The 16,620-nt window shown below is 48.2% G+C and carries 25 protein-coding genes and 1 pseudogene; 12 read left to right on the top strand and 14 right to left on the bottom strand.

The window, feature by feature from the left end; genetic code table 11:
• Nucleotides 1–44: 44 nt before the first annotated feature.
• From ACA373_RS05975 to ACA373_RS05930, 10 genes are all read right to left on the bottom strand, one after another.
• Nucleotides 45–344 (bottom strand): DUF1493 family protein, encoded by a 300-nt coding sequence (locus ACA373_RS05975; protein WP_370734193.1) that lies wholly within the window; start codon nucleotides 342–344, stop codon nucleotides 45–47.
• Nucleotides 338–796 (bottom strand): STM2901 family protein, encoded by a 459-nt coding sequence (locus tag ACA373_RS05970; RefSeq protein ID WP_370734192.1) that lies wholly within the window; start codon nucleotides 794–796, stop codon nucleotides 338–340. Before ACA373_RS05970 ends, ACA373_RS05975 begins: the two co-directional genes overlap by 7 nt.
• 390 nt (nucleotides 797–1,186) lie before the next feature.
• Nucleotides 1,187–1,348: a hypothetical protein gene (locus ACA373_RS05965; RefSeq protein ID WP_370255992.1), complete on the bottom strand. Its 162-nt coding sequence runs from the start codon at nucleotides 1,346–1,348 to the stop codon at nucleotides 1,187–1,189.
• A gap of 203 nt (nucleotides 1,349–1,551) precedes the next feature.
• The gene (locus tag ACA373_RS05960; protein ID WP_370734456.1) at nucleotides 1,552–3,801 is read right to left on the bottom strand and encodes a replication endonuclease; all 2,250 of its coding nucleotides are present in this window, start codon (nucleotides 3,799–3,801) and stop codon (nucleotides 1,552–1,554) included.
• Entirely contained in the window at nucleotides 3,801–4,028 is a 228-nt protein-coding gene (locus ACA373_RS05955) for a TraR/DksA family transcriptional regulator (protein WP_370734191.1), read from the bottom strand. Before ACA373_RS05955 ends, ACA373_RS05960 begins: the two co-directional genes overlap by 1 nt.
• Entirely contained in the window at nucleotides 4,028–4,258 is a 231-nt protein-coding gene (locus tag ACA373_RS05950) for a DUF2732 family protein (RefSeq protein WP_370734190.1), read from the bottom strand. Before ACA373_RS05950 ends, ACA373_RS05955 begins: the two co-directional genes overlap by 1 nt.
• Before the next feature lie 67 nt (nucleotides 4,259–4,325).
• A complete protein-coding gene (locus tag ACA373_RS05945) occupies nucleotides 4,326–4,667 on the bottom strand; it encodes a DUF5347 domain-containing protein (RefSeq protein WP_370734189.1) in 342 nt (113 codons plus the stop codon).
• Nucleotides 4,651–4,824, bottom strand: a complete 174-nt coding sequence (locus tag ACA373_RS05940) for a phage filamentation protein Fil family protein (protein ID WP_370734188.1) — start codon at nucleotides 4,822–4,824, stop codon at nucleotides 4,651–4,653. Before ACA373_RS05940 ends, ACA373_RS05945 begins: the two co-directional genes overlap by 17 nt.
• 4 nt (nucleotides 4,825–4,828) lie before the next feature.
• Nucleotides 4,829–5,338 carry a phage regulatory CII family protein gene (locus ACA373_RS05935; RefSeq protein WP_370734187.1) on the bottom strand — a complete coding sequence of 170 codons (510 nt, stop codon included), beginning with the start codon at nucleotides 5,336–5,338 and terminating at the stop codon, nucleotides 4,829–4,831.
• Nucleotides 5,339–5,369: 31 nt separating this feature from the next.
• Entirely contained in the window at nucleotides 5,370–5,771 is a 402-nt protein-coding gene (locus ACA373_RS05930) for a hypothetical protein (protein ID WP_370734186.1), read from the bottom strand.
• A gap of 114 nt (nucleotides 5,772–5,885) precedes the next feature.
• Here ACA373_RS05930 and ACA373_RS05925 point away from each other — a divergent pair, with 114 nt between their 5' ends.
• From ACA373_RS05925 to ACA373_RS05915, 3 genes are all read left to right on the top strand, one after another.
• Nucleotides 5,886–6,728: a phage repressor protein CI gene (locus ACA373_RS05925; protein WP_370734185.1), complete on the top strand. Its 843-nt coding sequence runs from the start codon at nucleotides 5,886–5,888 to the stop codon at nucleotides 6,726–6,728.
• Nucleotides 6,729–6,818: 90 nt separating this feature from the next.
• Entirely contained in the window at nucleotides 6,819–7,871 is a 1,053-nt protein-coding gene (locus ACA373_RS05920; RefSeq protein ID WP_370734184.1) for a DUF262 domain-containing protein, read from the top strand.
• Nucleotides 7,872–7,880: 9 nt separating this feature from the next.
• Nucleotides 7,881–8,537, top strand: a complete 657-nt coding sequence (locus tag ACA373_RS05915; protein ID WP_370734183.1) for a hypothetical protein — start codon at nucleotides 7,881–7,883, stop codon at nucleotides 8,535–8,537.
• A gap of 216 nt (nucleotides 8,538–8,753) precedes the next feature.
• Here the strand turns inward: ACA373_RS05915 and ACA373_RS05910 are convergent.
• Nucleotides 8,754–8,975: pseudogene (locus ACA373_RS05910) on the bottom strand (tyrosine-type recombinase/integrase); the annotation flags it as partial.
• A gap of 53 nt (nucleotides 8,976–9,028) precedes the next feature.
• Complete coding sequence (locus ACA373_RS05905; protein WP_370734182.1) at nucleotides 9,029–9,205, bottom strand: hypothetical protein; 177 nt, start codon at nucleotides 9,203–9,205, stop codon at nucleotides 9,029–9,031.
• Between the two features lie 148 nt (nucleotides 9,206–9,353).
• On the opposite strand from ACA373_RS05905, the gene ACA373_RS05900 reads away from it, so the two are divergent.
• From ACA373_RS05900 to ACA373_RS05880, 5 genes are all read left to right on the top strand, one after another.
• A complete protein-coding gene (locus ACA373_RS05900; RefSeq protein ID WP_370734181.1) occupies nucleotides 9,354–9,920 on the top strand; it encodes a hypothetical protein in 567 nt (188 codons plus the stop codon).
• Nucleotides 9,921–10,033: 113 nt separating this feature from the next.
• The gene (locus ACA373_RS05895) at nucleotides 10,034–10,474 is read left to right on the top strand and encodes a hypothetical protein (protein ID WP_370734180.1); all 441 of its coding nucleotides are present in this window, start codon (nucleotides 10,034–10,036) and stop codon (nucleotides 10,472–10,474) included.
• A 341-nt stretch (nucleotides 10,475–10,815) separates the two neighbouring features.
• Nucleotides 10,816–11,235 carry a PH domain-containing protein gene (locus ACA373_RS05890; protein ID WP_253460792.1) on the top strand — a complete coding sequence of 140 codons (420 nt, stop codon included), beginning with the start codon at nucleotides 10,816–10,818 and terminating at the stop codon, nucleotides 11,233–11,235.
• 119 nt (nucleotides 11,236–11,354) lie between these two features.
• Nucleotides 11,355–11,777, top strand: a complete 423-nt coding sequence (locus tag ACA373_RS05885; RefSeq protein ID WP_370734179.1) for a hypothetical protein — start codon at nucleotides 11,355–11,357, stop codon at nucleotides 11,775–11,777.
• A 328-nt stretch (nucleotides 11,778–12,105) separates the two neighbouring features.
• Entirely contained in the window at nucleotides 12,106–12,567 is a 462-nt protein-coding gene (locus ACA373_RS05880) for a hypothetical protein (RefSeq protein WP_370734178.1), read from the top strand.
• Between the two features lie 278 nt (nucleotides 12,568–12,845).
• Here ACA373_RS05880 and ACA373_RS05875 read toward each other — a convergent pair whose 3' ends face one another.
• Entirely contained in the window at nucleotides 12,846–13,016 is a 171-nt protein-coding gene (locus tag ACA373_RS05875) for a hypothetical protein (RefSeq protein ID WP_253460801.1), read from the bottom strand.
• 174 nt (nucleotides 13,017–13,190) lie between these two features.
• Between ACA373_RS05875 and ACA373_RS05870 the strand changes: the two genes are divergently transcribed.
• From ACA373_RS05870 to ACA373_RS05855, 4 genes are all read left to right on the top strand, one after another.
• A complete protein-coding gene (locus tag ACA373_RS05870) occupies nucleotides 13,191–13,391 on the top strand; it encodes a hypothetical protein (protein WP_253460804.1) in 201 nt (66 codons plus the stop codon).
• A gap of 120 nt (nucleotides 13,392–13,511) precedes the next feature.
• Nucleotides 13,512–13,709: a hypothetical protein gene (locus tag ACA373_RS05865; protein WP_253460807.1), complete on the top strand. Its 198-nt coding sequence runs from the start codon at nucleotides 13,512–13,514 to the stop codon at nucleotides 13,707–13,709.
• 269 nt (nucleotides 13,710–13,978) lie between these two features.
• Entirely contained in the window at nucleotides 13,979–14,278 is a 300-nt protein-coding gene (yjbD, locus tag ACA373_RS05860) for a DUF3811 domain-containing protein (protein ID WP_125287823.1), read from the top strand.
• A gap of 203 nt (nucleotides 14,279–14,481) precedes the next feature.
• On the top strand, nucleotides 14,482–15,129 hold the full coding sequence (locus ACA373_RS05855; RefSeq protein WP_253460810.1) for a metallophosphoesterase: 648 nt from the start codon (nucleotides 14,482–14,484) through the stop codon (nucleotides 15,127–15,129).
• A gap of 3 nt (nucleotides 15,130–15,132) precedes the next feature.
• Here the strand turns inward: ACA373_RS05855 and rsmF are convergent, their stop codons facing one another.
• Nucleotides 15,133–16,569 (bottom strand): 16S rRNA (cytosine(1407)-C(5))-methyltransferase RsmF, encoded by a 1,437-nt coding sequence (rsmF, locus tag ACA373_RS05850; protein WP_370734176.1) that lies wholly within the window; start codon nucleotides 16,567–16,569, stop codon nucleotides 15,133–15,135.
• Between the last annotated feature and the right edge of the window lie 51 nt (nucleotides 16,570–16,620).

The following is a 16,620-nucleotide window of genomic DNA, read 5'->3' as shown; positions in this document are numbered from 1 at the left end:
TTAATATCTAAACTGACTCAGATGTCCACTTTCGCAGGCGTTTTTCATTTCCCAAGCCAGCGACCAGCCCGTGCAGATTCGACCATCAGACGAATGGTCAAAGGATCGTGTGTTTTCCTGAAATCTTCGGGAAAGTAATCAGTGAAGGTAATCGTGCCGGGTTCGATACTGAATTTTTCAGCGTAGCGTTCTAACAGCTCATAAGCATCTTCCGGGTCAATCCGGAAATCCTCATTCAGGTCGGTATCCAGTTGAAGCTTATACCGCTTAAACGTAAAAATGCTTCTTCCGTTATAGCTTTCTACTAAATCAAAAACTGCCTTTTCAATATCGTCAGTTACCATATTTTATCATCCTTATTAACAATACAGTTGTATTTTGCTGTTGCTTTCCAGCCAATTATTGCTACATCGGCAGCCATAATCACCCATCCAAGAACCGGGATTGTACGACCGACAAATGTACCCAATTTATGCGTCATTAGCCTTTTTATTTGAAGAGGATTTTTAGGGTTCTGAATCCATGTGGGCAGCCTGAATGGAAGACGATAATTACGTAACAGCTTGCGGGAATACATGGAAGCATAAGACGTACCTTTCCACGCTCCTCCTAGCTTACCGGATACGTCAATAACGTTTTGCCCGGAAAAAATAGCTGCTATTGCCATGATATCTTTCACACTACTGAAGTGCTCAGCTGTAACATCAATCATAATCCAGAAGTAAAGCTCTCCGGCGGAAAGGTTGGTAAGTCCGCCATAAAAGTAAGTCCCGTTTAGCTGCTCAGTTGTATCCATATCATTCCCTTAAATGGTTCACATTATTGGTCAAAACTGTATCACATCAAATCCGGTCGATGCCAGACGCTAGCAGAAGCCTCAGATGCATTTTACGAGGCCGTCATACCTCGCCGCCTCTCTTGTTACTTCCAAACCATTGCGCGCGCCTCCGAGGCGCTGACGCAGCCTGCAGCACACATGTTTACCTCCTCCACGCGCAATGCTATCCCCGCCACGCCTGCCCGCTTTGTTCATCGCTTTTAATGCAGTTGCATACAGAGCGGGGAAGGGCACCATAACTGGTGCCGTTGAGGAGATCGTGCGTAAAGATCCGAATGCAGATCCATGCACTCTATGCATGCATAGCTCGATTCAGAGATCTCCATGTACTTCGACTCTCATAACAATTCAATTAGCAGCGTAAAAAATTTTCTCGTCGGCCTCACTGTAAGGCTCAGAGTTTGCCAAATCGGCAATCAAAGTAAGAGCCAGCTCAAGATCGCAAGGCTTGCAGTTAGCTATCAAAGACAGCTCAGCGATAAACCGCATGCCAGAAATTTTTTTTTGCATAGCTTTGATCTCATCAGGTTCCATAATCCCCCCCTTTATAAGTACTGTGTATTTATACAGTAGCAAACACTTAAGCGTAGCGAAAGAAAATTATTCTGCAAAAACCAAACTTTCATCTGGCTGATTGAAAAGGATTTTCCTCAGTTTCTTTAGTAGCGTTCGGTACTAAAATTTGTTGCTCTTATTATGAGCTATCAGGCAGCTTAGTCTGTTTCTGCGCAACCTTTTACGCTGCACGCGAGACGCTCAAACCTACTTAACAAACTTTCCGCTTCTATGCGCTTTTTCGGCCTGAAAAGCTCACCGCTGGCAGAACTGCGGAACCACTGCCCGTCGATTTTGGTTTCTGTACCGCTAATAAGGCGCACGGCGACCGCCCGGCTGATGGTTTCGCGGGTAATATCGCGTATCTGGCCGATCACGTTGTCGCACGCTGCCTCTGTTTTGTCAGAGCGGCGTAGCTGAAGATGCCTCTTTTCCGGTATATCAGCCCTTATTCTGGCTAACAGCCGCCGACGTTCCTTGCGGCTTAACGCTGAAAGGTCACGATCACCAACACTTTCTGGCCGTTTCGAATCCTGCGATCTCAAACCTTCCGTACAGTTATTGACAGAACTCCGAGAGGACGCGGACGCGTCCTTAAAATCAACGGCCCGGTCAACGGCGCGCTTTGGCACAATCTTCCACTGTGCGAGGCGGGTTAAGATCGGGATATCTTCACCAACTGACGTGGCGTAAACGCCCTTGATGCGCACGGTTTCCTCGCCGTACTCGTTGCAGTCCTCGCTCGTCTGATACCAGGTGCGCACGGCCAGCTCGTCACGCTTCACGAACGGGCCGCCCTGGGCGTTGACGTATTCCGCCCAGTTGCCCGCGTCTGCAGCATCGTGCGCGGCAGCAAACTCAACGCTTAAGCCCTGAGCCGTTTCGCTGTCGGCCATGCGTCGCAGCTCACGATAAACCGTTACCGGCGCACCGCCGACAAACTGGAACTGGCGGATATGCCAACGCGCCGCCCAGGCAGACACTGCGGGCGCGGTATCTTTCAGCTCTTTGCCGCTTTCGTCGTCCAGCTCGCCGTCAAGCGCGTAGCCGTCGATGTTTTTGGAGATGTATTTAGCCACGTAGCCCGTCGCGCTGCCTTTCTCAGGATCGATAGCCTCAGCATGAAAGCGGGCCTTTCTGGCTTTGTCCGTGGTCAGTTCGTAGCTGTCCTGCTGATACGCATAATCGCGGATTACTTGCCGGACACGCTGCACGTCTTCCGGGCGCATGAACATCAGCATATGCCAGTGTGGCGTACCGTCGTGATGCGGCTCGGCCACGCGAATGCCGAAAATGCGGATCTCTTCCCGGTGCAGTTTGGCGCGGACTTTCTGCCAGACGTTGCAGAGATAGCGCTGCGTTTCCGCCGGGCTGGCCCCGCTCCATTTGCGGTTGCGGTAGCCGGTCTTGATTGTGGCGTGATACCGTGCGGGCGCGGTCAGCGTGTAGAAATCCCCGACAAAGCCCATATCGTTGCAGATATTTTCAAAGCCGCGGATGCGGGTCATCAGCTCGCAGCGACGGATCGCCGGGTTTGCCACGCTGCCGTCGTATTTTTCAATCAGGCTGATACGGTTGCCTTCCTCGTCTTCCAGCTCCATGCCTTTCAGAAATTCACGCGTGCGGCTTTTCTGCTCGCGCCACTCGTTTACGGTCATTGTGCTGGCGTAAGGCGTATGCTTTTTGCTGACGTTGGCGAGTGCGATCTGCAAATGTTCACGCCATGAGGCAGCCACTCGGCGCAGGCGTCCTTTCCACCATTTTTCAGTCTGCATACGCATGATCGCAGGCGTCACATCTTCCGGGCAGAAAATACGCGAGGTGACTTTCTCCCACAGCGGCGGGGTCTGCTTCAGTTCGCGCGTGATGGAGGCGGCCGTTATGTAAACCCGGTGCGTGTATTTGTAATCAGATTCATCCTCAGACTGGCCGTGCGCCTGCACCATTTCCGCCAGGATAAAGCTGGCAATATCACCGGCCAGCAAATCCACGTCGGCGCGGGCTAAATCCGGCAGGCGATTAAAACGGTTCATCAGCTCCCATAGCATCCCGGCCGCACCGGCTGCGCCTGTTTTATCATCGGCGTTGCCGGTCAGCAGCGTAAAGGTGCCGGTATTCATTTCACCGAGGCGATACTGCGCGCTGACGCTTTCAACGCGTGGCAATGTGCGCTCAACGAATGTTTTCGTTAAGTACGCATTGGCACGGGCTGTACCATGTATTTTCTCCAGCTCACCGGTGCGGCGCTTTATGTCAAGCTGTACAAGCGTCGGCTGCTTTTCGAGTAAGTTCTGCGCATGTGACAAAGCCGCAATCATTCGACTGCGGCTGTGCTCCTCTTCATAGGTGCGGTAAGGGCTGGCAATTGCTTCCCGTGGAGCGTTCCACGGGTAAGCGTATTCCTGCATCATTGCGCGCTGCCCTGGCGATACCTGCTTTGCAGCTCGTCCATTTCCTGACAGGCCACGCAACGTGTAACGCCCTGGACGGCGCGACGACGCGCTTCAGGAATGGGCGCATCGCAGTCTTCGCAAAAAGAGGCACTGACCGTTACCGGTCGATAAATTACCTGGGCGATATTACGCGCCAGCATTTCTTCAGTGCGTAGCTGTACCAGATCCATAGAGTCGGCCATCAGTGCAGCTCCTGCGCCTGATTTTGATACTTTTCGGCCTCCTGGGTCAGGAGTTCAGCAGCTTCCGTATGATGTAATTCACCACTACGGATTTTCCAGGCAAGTACAACCAGGCGGGAAACCATTACTTCGGCACGGGCACGACGCTCTTCCATTCGGGCATCGTTTAGCATCGTATTTAACGGTAGATCGTAACTTTCAATTTTCACTTCTTCTGAATAATTTTTCATTCTCGATTTCCTGTATTAGGGCAAAGCGATGCCCGACGGGTTGACGTCATTTTTTTAAAAAGGGTGATTAGTTGGGCAGAGTCATTCTCTTGGGAAATAAGCTCACAACTGCACGAAAATGGTTCATCGCACGGATAAGCGCGCTTCTTTCATCAGTGGTCAGCTCACTGAAATCAAGCTCATGCCGCTCAGTCCGAATATTCGCCAGATAGAAAATGGCGCTTAATGCCCGCTTGTTTTCCTGATAGTTCCGGTCAGTGGTATCGCGCATTTCATCAAAAAAGCGGGTGATATCTTTTCCGCAGTCGTTGCCCCAAAATTTTGAACGCAGTTCGGCAACGTGATTCAGTCCGGCCACTCTCGTACCCGTTTTTATTTCAGCCAGTGCTGCTTCAGCTTCGATAGCCATGATTTACCTTTTTCAACTTTGTACTGTTTACAGCAGAATTCTTAGTACAAAACACAGGGTGCCAGCGTTTCCCGTCCTCACCCATGATCCAGCCATGGCCGTAGGACACTGAAGGGCTTTGACGCTTCAGAAATGAAGCCATAGATACTGTTGTCATAGCGTTAGCTCAGCCCCATCGAAGCGTTAATGCCGCTGATCGCATCTACGGTAGTAGCAAGAGCAGGATTTGAGTGCACGCGGGCGTGGACGCTCAGACCGATTAGCGAGAGACAGCGAATGCCGGCATTTACGTTTTCCATGAATGCGCTGGTACGCGACGCCGTCATGCGTTCGCCTGATACTGCCGCTGCGGCAACTTTTCCTAATTCAGCCGTAGCCTGCATTACGTAATGGGTCATTCGTTCGGCCTTAGCTTCATTCATTGGTATTGCCGGTAAGCACTTCATTTGTGCCAGCAAACCATCAATCAGCGTTGCGTCTTCAGTGACATCAGTAAGTACAGCGATTTCTGGTGCTGTTAGCTGATGCATCTGGTCAGGGTTAAGCTTATTGCGGAGGGTCTGCTGGTTCATACCAACTTTGTCCGCCAGCTCACGAATGTTGTGGCGCGCAGCAAAAGCACGGCACGCATTTTCGAAATGGGATTGTTGAGAAACTTGAAAATCAAACATGGCTACCGATCCTTGAGCTTGCATAATCAAGTTATGGTTTGATATAGCGACAATTGAGGGCTTGCTGACGGTTCTTTTCACGCCATGCGGCAACATTAACCAGAGCATTGCCGTGCTTTTCCATTACGTCAGTGCGTGTCCTGCCAGTCTTTTTACATTTGATAATGCGTGTGACAGTACTGGTAGGGGTAGGGGCTAAGAGTATGACGCCGTTGGCAATCCATTTTTCCAGCACGGATTTGCTGATGCCATTAGCTGCTGCGAAATCTTCCTTAGACATGGTAGGCGAGGTGTTAAGGGTTATGGCACGGTCTACGGCAGCGTAAACGGCTACGCTAAGTGCAGGCATCAGAGCAGTCGTAATCTGAGCAATGAATTCTTGTGACTGCTCAGGGTCAAATGCGTTTTGGCTGTTTGCATTTTCAGTATGCATATTGCAGTATCTCCAGTTGGTATAACGTGTTCTATCGTGTTGCATGTGGTGTGTAGCTACTTTAGATCGCTTTATTTTAACTGTAAACGTAAATTTGCGATTTCAGGTAAATATATGCGTCTTGAAAGCGCCGTCGCGGCGGATGTATTGGAACGGATTCTCTCTGCTTATGGCTTTACTATGCAGAAAGACCTTAGCGAAAAGCTTGGGATTGCTAAGAGCAATGTCGCCAGCTGGTTACAGCGTGGGCAGGTTCCAGGTAATGTCATCGTGCAATGTGCACTTGACACAGGAAGTGATGTTAATTGGCTTGTGACAGGTGAGCTTGCAAAAGCAAGTTATGAAGTGCCTCAAACGCTTGGTAAGGGTAAGGCCTTATATGACGAGATTATGTCCAATGGTGGTAAGCCGGTACTACGGAGAATCCTAGACGCCTATGGATTTACTCTCCAAAAGCAACTTTGTGATCTCTTGCAAATTTCTTCGGGTACAGTGAGTACATGGATTCGCAGAGATTACTTCCCCGGCGATGTAGTTGTTGCATGTGCTCTAGATACGGGGGTGTCGTTACAGTGGCTGGCTACGGGAAAGGGGATGCAGTTCGCTGAGAATTCATCACTCCCGGGTAACACTCTAATTCCGCGTAAAAATCTTGCGGCGGGTGTATTGCACGATGCAGGCCAATGGAATATTGATCTGAGATTTATCCCTCACTCTATAGACGAGCCAATATTTCTGTTTAGTAATTCCTCTTCGTGGATCGTTGATTTAGCTATGGTTGATATTAGTAACGGGCGATGGTTACTGGGTATCGACAACAAGTATGATGTTTATGATATTACGCTACTACCTGGCAAGAGAATCACTGTTTTAAGCAAAGGTTCTAACTTTACTTGTGGTGCGGATGAAGTAACAACTACAGGGAAGGTGATTTTGACAATTGACTATAACCCTTAGAGGGAAGTATGCGATGGTACAATTCTTGTAGATATGTCGTTTCAGGTTTTTTTACATCATTTTATTTTATCAATAAGTTAGAGGCGAAAAATGAATACTAGCGTTGGACAAGTAACTTTAATTGACTTAATTAGTTCAATTGAACGCAAGGAGCTTGTAATCAATAAAGATTATCAAAGGGGTAACGGAATTTGGCCCGCTTCTGCCAAAAGTTATTTTATTGACACTATATTGGAAGAATATCCGTTTCCTAAGATTTACCTGTATCAAGTTTTTGATGGGAAAACAAATAGACCTATTAAAGAAGTTGTTGATGGCCAGCAGCGCGTAACAACAATACAGGATTTTTATAAAAATAAATTCCAGCTTACAAGTTCATCAAAACGCTACTCTGGTATGAGGTTTGACGATTTACCTGAAGTTGTAAAACAGAAATTTATAAGTTTTCAAATAGAAACATCGACAATTTATGCTGCGACCAGAGGAGAGCTTCTTGAAATGTTTAGGCGTATGAATGCTTACACTTCACCTCTGACCTCAGCGGAAAAAAGGCATGCTACTTATCAAGGCGTTTATAAGTGGTTTATTGTAGAAAAAGCTGGGCTTTATTCAGAGCTGCTTGAAAAATATAATATTCTTACTCCAAAAGTACTATCGAGAATGGGAGATGCAGATTTTATATCTGAACTAGCAATTGTATTCGAAAGAGGCATTGTAAGCAGGAATACATCCGATGTTGAGCGGATGTACAAAGCTTTTGATGAACACTTCATTGAGGAACCAAGGTTCAGTGATATGCTTGATGCATTTTTCAATTTCTTAAAACATGACTTATCTGATCTAAGCGAAAGCTTCATGATGAAATCTTATGTCGTGCATTCTCTTTTTTGTGCCTATATCTCCGTCAAATATGGTTTCCCAGGAAGTGATGTCTTCGAGAAAAAAATTGGGTTTAGTCCAAACGTTAATTATAGGCCGGATGTGCAGGCAATCATCCCTAAATTGCAGGTGCTCTCAGATGCACATGAAACACAAGATGTTAGCGGTAATTTGAAAGAATATGTTGAAGCATGCCTATCAACTACTACTAAGCAACATCAGCGAAATGTGAGAACTGAGGAGATTATTAAGGCCATCATTTAAGGATGATAAATGAAAAAAATATATCAAGCTTTAATATCGCGCTGTGCAGTTCATGAAACAAGAATTGATGAACTGCGATCTTTAAGGCCATCATTAGATAACTGGACTTTTGATAGGTTAACTGAGAGCCTGATGTCTGATATTTGGCAAACATGGTGCTTATATTGTAGAAATGTTGCTCATACCTCTTGTCGAGGTGGGGAGTGCCTCGATGGTGCAATCATAGCCAAGAGAAACTCCTCAAATGATAATACTTGGAAGCGAATAGGATATGAGGCCAAATCTAGGAAAAATATTGGTAGTGCAAAAATTAATGGGCATCATGGTTTTCTGATGCGCTACGAACCAACTTGGGGGGATTTAAATGTCATGCTTGATATCATACAAGCGATAGGTACTGTTAATCAAAATCAATTATTAACAGCTTTTGGTATGGGGCTAACATCTATTAATCATTTACAAAAAGCAAGAAATGCATGTGCTCATAAGAATGTCGAAACTATCAGTGAACTTTCTAATGAAATGGTACTTCACTATAGTATATCACATTTGAAAAAACCCTCTGATCTTGCATGGTCTTTTCTTAGAGGGTCAAATACATTTGCGTTTTATAATTGGCTATTTGAAATGAGGACTATTGCTATGCATGCAAGCAGTAAGCTGTGACATCATTTATCGTATTCAGAAAATATGCAGTGATATAGTACTGGTTATAGTGAAGATAGTAGCCTTTTTATCGCCACTGTCTTCATTAAACTATTGATTTTAAATGTTTAGTTTAGTATTTGGTCTTTTTTTGTTTAGGATTTTGAAACAGTAACTTATAGATAAATCAATCATTTATGCCCAGCCCTGTTGTACCCTATTACCCCTTGTAAGAACCTATGAAGCCACTTTGTAGTCACTTTTTAGCGCCATTCTTGCCAGTGGAATATTGGTTATGGCCTCTTCCAAATGGTCAGGCGCAAAGTGTGCATTACGCATAGTTACCCTGATATCGAAATGCCCCAGGATGCGCTGCAGTACTACAATATTGCCACCGGCCATCATAAAGTGGCTGGCAAAGCTATGACGCAAAACGTGGCTCATTTGGCCTTCTGGTAACGGCTTTTGACCGGTCGTTAATCGCCTGGAGGGGCGCGGCCAGAGTGCTTGTTTTACCGGCTTTTACGATACCGGCCTGCACGTTGATTAACAGTACCGACGTGTTGAGCAGTAGAGTCGGCGTCGTCGGCGGTACAGACCTGCCCGTCAAACGCCGTGGAGACGGTGGAAATAGTGCGCATGCCGTCATTGATTTCAACGAGGCGGACACCGTAATGGTAATCGGACATTTGGCACACTCCGTTAAATGGGGGCGCTCGGGCGGGGCGGTGCATTCGATTAGGGTTTGCTGGTTGATGGGCGGACAATTAACGGGGAATGATCGTTTTATCTTCCTGTGGCACTATAAAAAGCCATCATTGAAAAGAGGGAACGAAGATGATTTCAGCAATGGCAGAAAGACAGGAACCAGGACGGTATTACATCTTTGAGTCAAGATTGCCTCAGGGAGAATTTTTTGAGCTTCGCCCCAATAATTTACCCCGTAATGCAAAACCGATTACGGACGAAGCAAGCGGCATGTGTATCGGATATACGGTGGCTCAGGCACCTGGGCTATGTAAAATTTATGACGTACAGGGGGATTTTGTGCGCCTGGAAGAGGCTCCGCTTGAATCACCGCTAATTGATCCGATAGAGATTGCACTGGTTGCATTTGGCATTTTCCGAACAGGTCGTGTTTTATTTGAATCGGGTACGCGCGCGGCGATTTCAGCAACAATTAGTCAGAGTACGGTATCCCTGTTACGTGGCAGGCTAAAAATTGGGCTGCACGCTCGTAACCTTAAAATGACCGAAACTGCGGCAAAGCACATGTATGAACCGGGCCGGTATGTGCCTTTGCAGATTCAGGAGAGAGCCATTCGCTATGGCACTCACATGGCCGATCCTCGCAAGGGAAAAGGCATGTTCAGATACGAAACAGAAATGTTAACTGCGTCTTGATAAAACTACCGGGGAATATATACAAAAAATACAAGCTTGAAATTATCGTTCGGGAATCAGACTAGACAATTTTTCATTTTATGTATTTTTAACAAACTGACAGGAACGTTTATATGTTTGACTTCAGAAACGATAATTTCACTTTCACAATTTCTCCCTTTGAGCGCGTACCTGACAGGGAGGCAGATCCAATTGAACATTTATGGGACTGGATCCAATGTTGGATTGAGTTCTCAGTAGAGGGTTTGAAATCGCAATTTCAGACTGAGTTCACTATCGGAGAACTAAAAATATTACGCGATATTTTCTCTACACATTACGAAGCATTAATCGCGCAAAGTGATATAAAGCCTTTTGAATTTCGTAGTGAACGCCATCAATTAGATCTGGTACTCAGGAAACTGAATGATGTTGATAGTGTGATTATTGAGTATGTTCTTAGACCAGAAGCACATGCTGACAGTGTCCGGGTTAAAGGAGATTTCAGTATCAACGAAAGTTATTTTCCTGAGATACTGAAAAGGCTGGATGAAATGATTACGTGGCAGAATTAAACATCCCGGCATCAGGTATGTTTATCAGATAATCCCCGCCGGGCGGGGATTGGTATCATGCTGGCTTTCACGGTCAGACAATATCCGGCGTGCCGGTATCAACGGTCTGCACGTACTTCATGCACGCGGTCAGTAATGCCTTAATTTGAGCGTAGTACGGCAACGTGATTCAGCCCGGCCACTCTCGCGTGCCAGAATTACGTTGAATTAAGGTTGCCGGACTTTTTTTTAAATGTATAACTTAATTATTTTTTAAAGGAAAAAAAGAAATAAATTATCCAGTTTATAGCGGGGGTGATAGGATGCTATTCTGCAATGACTCATAAGGGACTTATAAAGCCATGGCTTACATCGATGCTAATCTTATCAAAAACGAAACGCTGCTTTATCGCGGTGAGGTAACATTATGGGCCTTACTGCCCTGGGTGATTTGGGGTGTTCTTTTAGGCGCTATTACGGCAGGTTTAGGATTGTTGTTGATACCTTTTGGCTATTTTGTAATACGTTCTAACGAAGCCGGGATAACGGACAGGCGCGTAATTGCTAAAACTGGTATTATCAAGCGAGATACAATCGAGATAGGGTTGAATAAGGTTTCCAGTCTGCAAATAAAACAAAGTATCGCAGGCCGTATTCTCGGCTATGGTTCTTTAATTATTTGCGATGTAGGTGCATCCCGTGCCCCTATAAAATATATAAAGGATCCTATGGCGTTCAGGCGCCGTTTTTTTGAGCTACAGGAAGAGAATGACGTGAAGTAATCGCGCAGCACGTACAGTCTAACCCAGCCGAAGCGCTGGGTTTTTTATCGGCTGAAGACTGTAATGCTGCATTGTTTAATGCATAGTGGTAGCTGTATATTCGGCTACCATATTGAATAATGCCCGAAAGCTTTTTTTTTGTCGACTGGCGTGATGGCGTGATGGCAGCTCATCCATCCCTCGCGGCAGCGTCAGGAAAAATGCAGTTAGTTGCCTGGCAGAAGCAAGCCTCAGCTATCTGCCGGGCTTGCTTTATGCGTCGGCTGCCTGAAAAAGTATTTATGATGTACTTTCGGGATAACACAGCGGGTAAAAAGGACATCGCGTTAAGCAAAGAAGTGGGTCTTCCGTACAATTATTACCAGGGAAAACGGCCCCCTACGTTTAACTCCTCCGAACCAAAATCAGGTGATTCTCCTCGTCTTGCCCGAATTTTTTCATCTTTTGTCGGCCTGTGTGTATCGGCCCTGCTGGGGGTTTTCCCCGGAAGGCTATCACAGCCAAACCCTTTGCAAATTTTCAGGGAAGGCGTCTTGTCCTGAGGCTGTGGGTTTGAGCATGCCGCAAGGGTAAGGGAAAGGCTCACCAGCGCAATATATTTCATTAATATTTTAAGTTCCTTTTAATAATGCCAGTTTCCATAGTAATGCTGATAATTTAAACAAAGCGTCTACGAGTACAAATTAATCGTTTGCGGTACTGGCACCATCCGTTAGTGCAATCGCCATACGCATTTTTTTGCTACTTAACCTAATTTTTTCAATTCTGTTGCCGATAAGAGCCTCTGACTATTGTAGTTTCAGCCTGCCAATATGAGTAACGGCTGGTCTGTTTTTTAAACACATGGTGTTTTTTAACAAGGAATAAAAAATGAAAAAAGTAGTAAAATGGGTGTTCTTCATTATCGTTGCGCTAATTGTGGTTCGCGCGCTTACCGGCCCCAGCGAGCAGAGTAAAAACGCGGCAAATACCGGCCAGGCGCAGCAGGGTGGCGCGACAGCATCCTCTTCACCGCAAAAAGAGGTTTACCATGTTTCCGCCACTAAACTTTTTAAAGATTATGAAGCAAACGAAGTTGCCACAGATGAGGCGATGAAAGGGAAACTTATTGCCGTAACGGGCACGGTACAGTCTATCGATAAAGATTTTACCAATGCCATTATTATCAGACTGAAAACCCCGAATCAGTTTATGGCCGCCAGTATGGAGATGCAGGATTCTGAGAAAAACACGGCTTTAACGCTCAAGAAGGGCAGTCAGGTTGAGGTGGTTTGTCAGCGCATGTCACGCGTTATCGGCACGCCTTCTGGCCGTCGCTGCGTATTTAATTAACGTGCGCACGGACTATTTCTGAAACACAGCCCGGCTTCCGGCTGGCTTAAAATAGCGTGAACGCCCTGGCCACCGAGCCGGGGCTTATTTTTGCCGCAGCAGGCGCAAAGTAAGCTATCAATTTAACAGGGTCAAACTATCCCGGAAATAAGGGCCGCATCCCGTATTAAGCGGTCTGGATTATCGGCCTGTTTTAACTCATCAAACAGGGAAAGGAGAGACGCTGCTGCAAAATAATACCGGCGGGAAGCCGGTATCGAAAAGCGTAACGGCCTTGATTACGACTGCGGCTGACCTACCGGGCCTGCGCCCAGCGTACCGCCCGGCACGGACTGCGCGCTTGGTGCATGAGGACGGCCGTCGTTACCTACCGCGCTGCTGCGATTCATACAACCCGCCAGGGATAAAACGGCCAGCAGAGCGATAAGACCTTTAGTGCAATTTTTCATAATATTTTCCGTGGGTTGAAAAAGATTCAGAGCCTTAAGCGTAGCCTGGCGTTTGTTGATTGCCAGCAGCGGCCTGACAAAAACAGAGCGGAAAAATTTTCCTGCTTCTTTATCGGACGGTGACAGAAAAATCCTCTACTACACTTAACTAACTGCAAACTAAAGGAGGCAGTTATGTTTAAACATGAAACGAATAAAGAACGTAAAGATGAAGGCGACGTGCATAAAGGTCTGCCGGAAGCCGCGCCTTCGGCTGGTAATGCTTACGAGGAAGACGATTATCCGGCCAAGGATGCGCCTGATGAACACGGTGAAGTGCCGCGGACTCGCGATGATAGCCAGGCAGATAAAAAAGATCCTTATCAGGAAAAATAAGGTTTACTCAGGCCCGCTGCGGGCCTGATGCCCGCAGGTTATACGATTGCTTTAGGGTTGTGGACAGCGCTATTCTTTAGCTTCTGAAAAAAGGAAAAGCGCCTTGCAAAGGAGAGTGCAATGAAACATAGCCGCAAATATCGGGTCTGTTACTACGGCAGCCTGATAACCATTTTCTTTTTTCTGTCGCATACTTGCCTGCCAGCCCACGATCTCATCTTCCATCCTTTTCTGCTGCTTACCTGGATTTTTATTATTCGGGGTATAGTCGCGCTGTGGCAGGATGCTGTACGTTTTTGGCAGTGGTTTAACGGCTGACGCGCGCTTAAGCAAATAAATCTGCCGCCTGGTAACGATTCTGGCTGGAGTAGGATCGGTACTGACTCCGGGCCCGCTAGCGCGTTATTATGAAAAAGCCCTGGATAAGGGTGAATAAACGCCGAACGTTTATTCTTCTGGTGCCGGGTAAAGTGCTTTTCAACACGATACTTTACCTTTCAGGCTTGTTTATCAGAGATGAAAGCTCTACGCTGCCGTTTCCACGCCACGCGATTTACGCGTCTGGCGTACTGGCAGGAGCAAGCCTGATGAAAAGTAGCAAAGAGATTTCGATCGATCAGTTTACCGACAGCGAAAAAGAGCTGATTGACGCTAAAGTGAAAGCCCTCACGCTGAAAAAAGGCCATGTTCCTTCGCAAAAAGAAGAAAAAGAGATCCTGAAAGAGGCCAAACGGCTGGTAATGAAGGATCGCGTCATCAAAGAGACCAGCAAAGCCGTCGTGGCTAAAAAACCACGCAAGCCCGCCGCCGCCAAAGAAAGCGAAGTCAAAGAGTTTAACTGGTCTGCCTCCCTGCGCAAAAATCCACGGGCGCTAAAAGGCAGCTAGCCGATAAACACTAAATGCAGCGCCCTGAATAAGACTTCCAGCAGCAAGGCGCCGCCGATGATAACCAGTGCCAGCATCAGACTGAACTGTTGATCTGTTTCCATGTTATTGCCGCTCCCTGATAAGTTAACAGACTATACTTTAGAGCCTGTTAACTGAACATTTCGTAAACATTCCAGTCATTTTTCCTTCAGGATGCAACTATGGTGTATCAATACCTTAACGGCACGGCGTGGCGGCATATCTATATTGTGGGTGATATTCATGGCTGTCTCGCCATGCTGCACGAAGAGTTAGAGGCTCAGCGATTCGATGCCGGGCAGGATCTGCTGATAGCCGTAGGCGATTTGATCGATCGTGGCCCGGACAGCCCTGGCTGCGTGGCGCTGTTGAATAAGCCCTGGTTTCGCAGCGTGCGCGGCAATCATGAAGAGATGGCTATCGGGGCGCTGACGCGGGGCGATCATCAGCAGTGGATCGGCAACGGCGGCGACTGGTTCTATAAGCTGGAAGGCATGAAAATGATTGAGGCGAAACATGCGCTCAGCCGTTGTCGCCTGATGCCCTTAATTATTCATCTGGAACTGGAAAATAGCGTGGTGGTGGTCGCTCATGCCGACTATCCGGCCGAACGCTATGCGTGGGAGGCAGCAGTCGATCCTTTTAAGGTCGTCTGGAGCCGCAGCCGCGTTGAACAGGTACAGCAAGGAAAGGGCAAGGCCATCAGCGGCGCGGACGCTTTCTATTTTGGCCACACGCCGCTAAGCAAGCCGCTGAGTGCGGCGAATTTGCACTTTATCGATACCGGCGCCGTATTCGGCAACCGGCTCACAATGGTGCAGGTACAGTAATGCTCAGGAGAACAGCTTGCCGTCCCGCACCAGCTCCCGCGGGTAGCTGTTTTTAATCCGGCTCGATACTTTCTTTGCCAGGCCAATCGGCTGCTGTTGACAGGTGACAATCACTTCGTCGGCGGGCAGCGCACGCTCAGGATAAATGTCCCGTCCGCGATACCACTCTTCGGCTTCCGCCAGCGTCAGCTCAAAACGATTTGACGCCTGCGGCTGCGTCAGAGCGATAACCGCTTCGTGCTGCCAGCGATAGCCTTTGGCAAAGGTTTCAGCCAGCTTCAGGCCGATACGCGAAAAGCGAACCCGGCCCAGCAGCGGCTCCACGGCGCGCGGAAACAGCCAGAGCTCCTTATCACGCTGCCAAAGCGCATGGGCAGCGCTGTCCCACGCCAGCCCTGATTTAGCGGCAGCGGCCGTAATTTCCTGCTCATCTTTACGTTTTACCGGCGTAAAAGGCAGCTTACCCAGTTTATAACCCGGCGCGGGCATGGGCGGCACGCCCGCTGTTTTGCGCAGTCGCGCGACAAAGAAGCCTTCACTGTCAAAGATATGTGGGAAAACGTGCAAAAAGCCTTCCGGGGTGCTGGCCCGTTCGGCGCCGGCAAACAGGTCGTCTAAAGGTTCGATGGCAACGGCGTCCGGATAGCGCGCCAGCAGCCAGGCGATGACCTGCTGATTTTCGCTGCGGTTCAGGGTGCAGGTGGAATAGACCAGCGTCCCGCCGGGTTTAAGGGCATGAAAGGCGCTATCGATTAAATCGTGCTGAGTGGCGGCAATCGCCTCGGTGCTTTCCGGCGACCAGTTGCGCAGCGCGTCGGCGTCCTTACGGATTACGCCTTCGCCAGAGCAGGGCGCATCCAGCAAAATGGCGTCGAAGGTTTCCGGCAGCGCCGGCCCGAAGACGCGGCCGTCGAAATGGGCGATCGCCGTATTGCTGACGCCGCAGCGGCTGATGTTGGCGTGCAGCACCTTGACCCGGCTGGCGGAGTATTCGTTGGCGAGAAGCGCGCCCTTGTTATTCATCAAGGCGGCAATCTGGGTGGTTTTAGATCCCGGCGCGGCGGCCATGTCCATTACGCGTTCCGGCGCGGGCGAACCGGCAAACAGCGCGGTTACCGGCAGCATGGAACTGGCTTCCTGAATATAAAACAGCCCCGCCAGATGTTCCGCCGTACTGCCTAAAGGCAGCGTGTCGGCATCGTTACGGCTGATCCAGAACCCTTCCTTACACCAGGGGACGGGCGTCAGCGCCCATTGATAAGGCTCGACCAGCGCCAGAAACGCCTCAACGCTGATTTTCAAGGTATTAACGCGCAGGCTGCGGCGCAGCGGCTGCTGGCTGAAGGCAATAAACTGCTCGAACCCGGCGCTGTCGGGCAGCAGCTCGCGCATCTGATTTAAGAAAAGATCCGGGAAGTACACGCGTGAAGAAGAAGACACTGAAAGATTCCGCTGGCAATAAAGTGGGGCGAGTTTATCACACTCTGCGGC

The organism is Erwinia sp. STN24 (assembly GCF_041320675.1).
GTDB classification, from domain to species: Bacteria; Pseudomonadota; Gammaproteobacteria; order Enterobacterales; family Enterobacteriaceae; genus Erwinia; species Erwinia aeris.
Note: the sequence above shows the minus strand (reverse complement) of the source record. Positions and strands in the feature narration are given on the sequence as shown.